Origin of the sequence: Streptomyces hirsutus (genome assembly GCF_001418415.1) — a bacterium.
GTDB classification, from domain to species: domain Bacteria; phylum Actinomycetota; class Actinomycetes; order Streptomycetales; family Streptomycetaceae; genus Streptomyces; species Streptomyces hirsutus.
In genome coordinates, this window is sequence record NZ_LIQT01000721.1 from 1 (window position 1) to 5,490 (window position 5,490).

Sequence of the window (5,490 nt, forward strand, 5' to 3'; positions counted from 1 at the left end):
GGGCCGGGCGGGGTCGGGCGTGGTGAGTCGGGCGGGCGCGGTATCCGTATTCTCTGATCATGGCCGCACTCCCCGATTGTTCGCTCATCGCCACCGACCTGGACGGGACGCTGCTGCGCGGCGACGACACCCTCTCCGACCGCTCCCTCGCCGCGCTGGCGCTGGCGGCGCGGGCCGGTGCCCGGCACCTCGTGGTGACGGGGCGCCCGGCGCCCCGAGTGCGGCCGCTCCTGGACGACCTGGGCGCCACCGGGCTCGCGGTCTGCGGACAGGGCGCGCAGGTGTACGACGCCGGCGCGGACCGGCTGCTGTGGTCGGTCACCCTGGACCGGGAACTGGCGGAGACCGCGCTCGGCAAGATCGAGGCCGAGGTCGGGGAACTGTACGCCGCGGTCGACCAGGACGGGGTGGACGGACTCACCCTGATCGAACCGGGCTATCTGATGCCGCATCCGACGCTGCCCGCCGTGCGGGTCGAGCGACGGGACGATCTGTGGGTCCGGCCGATCAGCAAGGTGCTGCTGCGCCATCCCCACCTGACCGACGACGAGTTGGCGGCGACGGCCCGTTCGGCGGTCGGCTCGCTGGCCACGGTCACCATGTCGGGTCCGGGCACCGTGGAACTCCAGCCGTGCGGTGTGACCAAGGCGACCGGTCTCGCGCTGGCCGCCGAGCACCTGGGGCTGGAACCCGGGCGGACCGTCGCCTTCGGCGACATGCCCAACGACATCCCGATGTTCGACTGGGCGGCCCACGGGGTCGCCATGGCCAACGCGCACCCCGAGCTCAAGGCGGTGGCCGACGAGGTCACCACGTCGAACGAGGACGACGGGGTGGCCGTCGTCCTCGAGCGGTTGTTCGGCGGAGCGGAACCGTACGTGCCCCCACACGTCCTGCCCCGCCCCAGGTCCGGGAGGGTGCCCCGGTAGGCCTCGGCGCCGCCGGCGTTCCGGCGTTCCGGTGTCCCGAGGGGCCCGGGCGTCTCAGTAGGCGCCGAAGACGTTGTCGATGGAGCCGTAGCGGTCCGCCGCGTAGTTGCAGGCCGCCGTGATGTTCGCGACCGGGTCGAACGGGTCGAAGGCCGTGCCGGGTACGTGGTACGCCCGGAAGGTCGGGTCGATGACCTGCAGCAGGCCCTTCGACGGGGTGCCGGCGATGGCGTTGGAGTCCCACAGGTTGATGGCCTGCGGGTTGCCGGACGACTCGCGCAGGATGTTGCGGTGGATGGAGTCGTAGCTGCCGGGGATGCCGTGCTGCGCCATGACGGTCAGCGACTCGCGGATCCAGCCGTCGAGGTTGTCCGGGTACGCGGTCACGGTGCCGACGGCGGACGTCGTGGCAGCGGCGGGTGTGGCGGGCGCGGCGGAGGCGGCGGTGGCGCCGAACAGGGGGAGGGCGACCGCCGCGACGCCGGCGACGGCGACGGAGCGGACGAGGCGGGAGCGGCCGAAGCGGCGGGGCAGACCGGATGCGGTCATGTCTGTGTTCCTCTCCTACGCCTGCGAGGTGAGCTGTCGGGTTCGGGCGGGAGAGTGCCCGGCCGTGCCCCTGCGGGCATGGCTTCACCCCGAGCCGTTCCGGGTGCGAACCGGTCCGGCGGCTTACCTGGGTCCCCCGCTCCTGCCGTGAGTGGGTTCATCGATGGGTGGCGCGGGCGGTGGCAGGATTCGGCGTCCGCCCGACAGGCCGGGAACGTATGCGAGTGCACTTGTCGGGAACAAGTGCGACCGTCACAGAACGCGCTGCTTGATCTTGTATCGGGGCGTTTGCGGCACTTGACCCTTTGCGGATGCCAAGGGTCAACTCGCTTTCGGGGCAAGGGGAATCGTCGGCGGGTGCGAGGGGTGGGCGCGCCGGGGGATATGTGACTCACTTCACTGGCCGCACCGCGTGTTCACATTTGCCACCAGGGGGGATTTACTTGGTAATTACGGCAAATCGGGCACCTGGGCGGGCAGGATGGTCTGCGTGCCGGATTGCGCGTCGGGTCATGCATCGGATCGCGTACTGGATCACGTACCGGATCGTGGTTCGGGTGCGCCCCGAGGGTGGACTCCGGGGTGGGTCGTCATGCCCGAAAGGCGTTGAATATCCTTTGTTGCCAACTGATCGGAAAAGGTCTGATGGTGATCCGATATTGGAGGGTGCCGTGAGACGCCGTGCACGCGTGCGCAGGTGAGTCCGGGGAATGTGGGTGCTGGCGGTGATCGAAACATGACCGGATACGCTGACTCGAGTGATGTCAGCGACCTATCGACAAACTTTGCAAGACCTCTAAGCGCCAGTGGACACCAGCAGACAGGAGACCCCTCGTGACCGTCGTCGGGCCGTTCGGGCTGAGCGTGCGGGACCAGGCTCTGGAGGCCGATGTCCAGGCCGGAATGACGGCTGTCGAGGAAGGGCTGCTCGAGGCCACGAAGAGTGAGGTCCCCTTCATCACCGAGGCCGCCCAGCACCTGGTGCGGGCCGGTGGCAAGCGGTTCCGGCCGCTGCTCGTGATGCTCGCCGCCCAGTTCGGCGACCCCTACGCTCCCGGTGTCGTGCCGTCCGCCGTGGTCGTGGAGCTGACCCACCTGGCCACGCTGTACCACGACGACGTGATGGACGACGCCGCCGTACGGCGCGGGGTGCCCAGCGCCAACACCCGCTGGGGCAACTCCGTCGCGGTCCTCACCGGCGATTTCCTGTTCGCGCGCGCGTCGCACATCCTGGCCGACCTCGGACCGGAGGCCGTACGGGTGCAGGCCGAGGCGTTCGAGCGGTTGGTCACCGGTCAGATCCTGGAGACCGCGGGGCCGCAGGACGGCCGGGACCCGGTCGATCACTACCTGGACGTCCTCGGTGGCAAGACCGGCTCGCTGGTCGCCGTCTCCTGCCGGTTCGGCGCCATGATGTCCGGTGCGGACCACACGGTCGTGGACGTGCTGACCCAGTACGGCGAGCGTCTCGGGGTGGCCTTCCAACTCGCCGACGACGTCCTGGACATCGCCTCCGACTCCCACGAGTCCGGCAAGACCCCGGGCACCGACCTGCGCGAGGGCATCCCGACGCTGCCCGTGCTGCGGCTGCGCGAGCGGGCGGCCCGGCTGGGGCTGGCCGAGGACATCGCCCTGTGCGAGCTGCTCGGCTCCGACCTCAGCGACGACGCCCGGCACGCCGAGGCGCTGCGGCTGCTGCGCGCCCACCCCGCGCTGGAGCAGGCCCGCCGGGACACCGTGCGCTACGCGGAAGAGGCGCGCTCGGCGCTGGCTCCGCTGCCGGCCTGCGAGTCGAAGACGGCCCTGGTCGAGCTGTGCGACGCGGTGGTGCACCGGGCCGGCTGACCCCGCCCGTCCGTTCCTGCCCGCTGCTTCGGTGTTCCCTCGCAGAGGCTCGCAGGGGCCCGCAGAGGCCCGCAGAGGCCCGCACCGGTCGTCCGCCGGCCCTTACGGCATTTCCTCCACCCCCTACTGGTCGGGGGGCGGAACATCGTCCCGTGTCATACCGCAGCAGTACACGGAGTTGCGTCCGGGGGCTGACGCATCTGCCCGCAGGGTTTGGTCAGATGGAACACGACGGACATCACCACTCCTCACCGATTCGGGTGAGAATGGCGGCTCAGGGTGTGACTGGTGCGAGCGACACGAGACGCAGGCCGCCGCCGACCACGGAGGTAGGGCACACATGGCACCGTACGAATCCGACGACACGACGACCGCTCGTGAGGCCGGCGAGCCGGGCGCACGCCGGAGCAGGGCCGCGCGGTACATCGTCCCGGTCACGGTGATGGGAGTGGCGGCCGCGACCATCGGGCTCGTCCCCGCGCTCGCCGACTCCGGCGACCCGGACCTGCCGAAGATCACCGCCGCGCAGCTGATCGAGAAGATCGCCCAGTCGGATGTCGAGCAGCTCTCCGGCACCGTGAAGATCACCACTGACCTCGGGCTGCCGGACCTCGGCGGCCTGGAGAGCAGCCTGGCCTCCGGCGCCATGGGCCAGGGTGAGGACGGCGGTTCCTCCGCCGACCCGACGACCAAGCTCACCGAACTGGCCTCCGGCACGCACACCCTGCGCATCGCGGCCGACGGCCCCGACCGGCAGAAGGTGTCGCTGCTCGGGAACGCCTCCGAGTACAGCCTGATCCACAACGGCAAGGACGTCTGGGGCTACGACAGCGAGTCCAACGAGGTCTTCCACAGCACCACCGAGGAGTCCGCCGGGGACAAGGACCGGGAGCACCAGCCCCCGGCCACACCCAAGGACTTCGCCGAAGAGGCGCTGAAGTCGGTCGACGACACCACGTCCGTCACCGTCGACGGCACCGCGCAGGTGGCCGGCCGGGACGCGTACAAGCTGGTCGTCAAGCCCAAGCAGTCCGGCTCCACGGTCGGCGCCATCAGCATCGCGGTGGACCACAGGACCGGTACGCCGCTGAAGTTCACGCTGACTCCGGCGAGCGGCGGTGCCGCCGTCGTGGACGTCGGCTTCACCAAGGTCAGCTTCGACCGGCCGGCCGCGTCGACCTTCGACTTCACCCCGCCCAAGGGCGCCAAGGTGACCGAGGAGGGCGAGCTGGACAGCGGTGAGAAGGGCCGCGGTGAGAAGGGCGGGGAACACGGGAAGCCGGAGCGCGCCCCGAAGTCCGAGGAGGACCTGGCCAAGGGCCTCGACGGGCTGAAGGTGCTCGGCGAGGGCTGGAACTCCGTCGCCACCTTCGACACCGGCGGCGAGGGCGGTCTGCCGGCCGGCTCCGGAGGCAGTGACCTCGACGGCTTCCTCGGCTCGCTCGGCGACCGGGTGAAGGGCGAGTTCGGCACGGGCACCGTGTTCAGCACCCGCCTGGTCAACGCCCTGTTCACCGAGGACGGCAAGGTCTACGTGGGCGCCGTCACCCAGGACGCGCTGGTGAAGGCGGCCAACGAAGGGAAGTAACCCGGGGAACGGCACCGGGGGAACAGCACGACAGGGAACGAGGGAGCCGATGGGCGAGGCGTCCGCCACGCAGAGCACGGGTGACGGCGTCATCGTCACCCGTGCGCTCACCAAGCGCTACCGCGGCGGACAGCTCGCCGTCGACGGTCTCGACCTGACCGTCCCGGCGGGCAGCGTCTTCGGCTTCCTCGGTCCCAACGGCTCCGGCAAGACCACCACCATCCGCATGCTGATGGGCCTGATCGAGCCCACCTCGGGCACGGCGCACGTCCTGGGCCGGCCCATGCCGCGCTTCGCGCGCGCCGTGCTTCCGCAGGTGGGGGCCCTCATCGAGGGTCCCGCCCTATACGGCTTCCTCTCCGGCCGCGACAACCTCCTGCGCTACGACGCCGCCGACCCGACAGCCGATCCGCGCACCCGGCACGCTCGCGTCGCCGCCGCCCTGGAACGGGTGGGCCTCACGGCCGCCGCGGGCAAGAAGGCGAAGGCGTACTCCCTCGGCATGAAGCAGCGCCTCGGGCTGGGGGCGGCCCTGCTCCAGCCCCGCCGGCTGCTCGTCCTGGACGAGCCGACCAACGG

5 protein-coding genes and 1 riboswitch are annotated in these 5,490 nt (G+C 70.7%); of the genes, 4 read left to right on the forward strand and 1 reads right to left on the reverse strand.

What is annotated here, in order from left to right:
• Positions 1–59: 59 nt before the first annotated feature.
• Positions 60–929 carry an HAD family hydrolase gene (locus AOK11_RS37865; protein WP_055598146.1) on the forward strand — a complete coding sequence of 290 codons (870 nt, stop codon included), beginning with the start codon at positions 60–62 and terminating at the stop codon, positions 927–929.
• A 54-nt stretch (positions 930–983) separates the two neighbouring features.
• Here AOK11_RS37865 and AOK11_RS37870 read toward each other — a convergent pair whose 3' ends face one another.
• Positions 984–1,478, reverse strand: a complete 495-nt coding sequence (locus AOK11_RS37870; protein WP_055598147.1) for a transglycosylase SLT domain-containing protein — start codon at positions 1,476–1,478, stop codon at positions 984–986.
• Positions 1,479–1,483: 5 nt separating this feature from the next.
• A riboswitch (cyclic di-AMP (ydaO/yuaA leader) is annotated at positions 1,484–1,644 on the reverse strand.
• A 668-nt stretch (positions 1,645–2,312) separates the two neighbouring features.
• Between AOK11_RS37870 and AOK11_RS37875 the strand changes: the two genes are divergently transcribed.
• The 3 genes from AOK11_RS37875 to AOK11_RS37885 all read left to right on the forward strand — a co-directional run.
• Complete coding sequence (locus tag AOK11_RS37875; RefSeq protein WP_055598148.1) at positions 2,313–3,323, forward strand: polyprenyl synthetase family protein; 1,011 nt, start codon at positions 2,313–2,315, stop codon at positions 3,321–3,323.
• A 340-nt stretch (positions 3,324–3,663) separates the two neighbouring features.
• Complete coding sequence (locus tag AOK11_RS37880) at positions 3,664–4,911, forward strand: LolA family protein (RefSeq protein ID WP_055598149.1); 1,248 nt, start codon at positions 3,664–3,666, stop codon at positions 4,909–4,911.
• Between the two features lie 49 nt (positions 4,912–4,960).
• On the forward strand, positions 4,961–5,490 hold a 530-nt coding region (locus AOK11_RS37885), incomplete at its 3' end, for an ABC transporter ATP-binding protein (RefSeq protein ID WP_157869542.1).

Coding starts and splice junctions, on each gene's coding strand:
- AOK11_RS37880 (WP_055598149.1), top strand. CDS start 3,664: ATGGCACCGTACGAATCCGACGACACGACGACCGCTCGTGAGGCCGGC.
- AOK11_RS37870 (WP_055598147.1), bottom strand. CDS start 1,478: ATGACCGCATCCGGTCTGCCCCGCCGCTTCGGCCGCTCCCGCCTCGTC.
- AOK11_RS37865 (WP_055598146.1), top strand. CDS start 60: ATGGCCGCACTCCCCGATTGTTCGCTCATCGCCACCGACCTGGACGGG.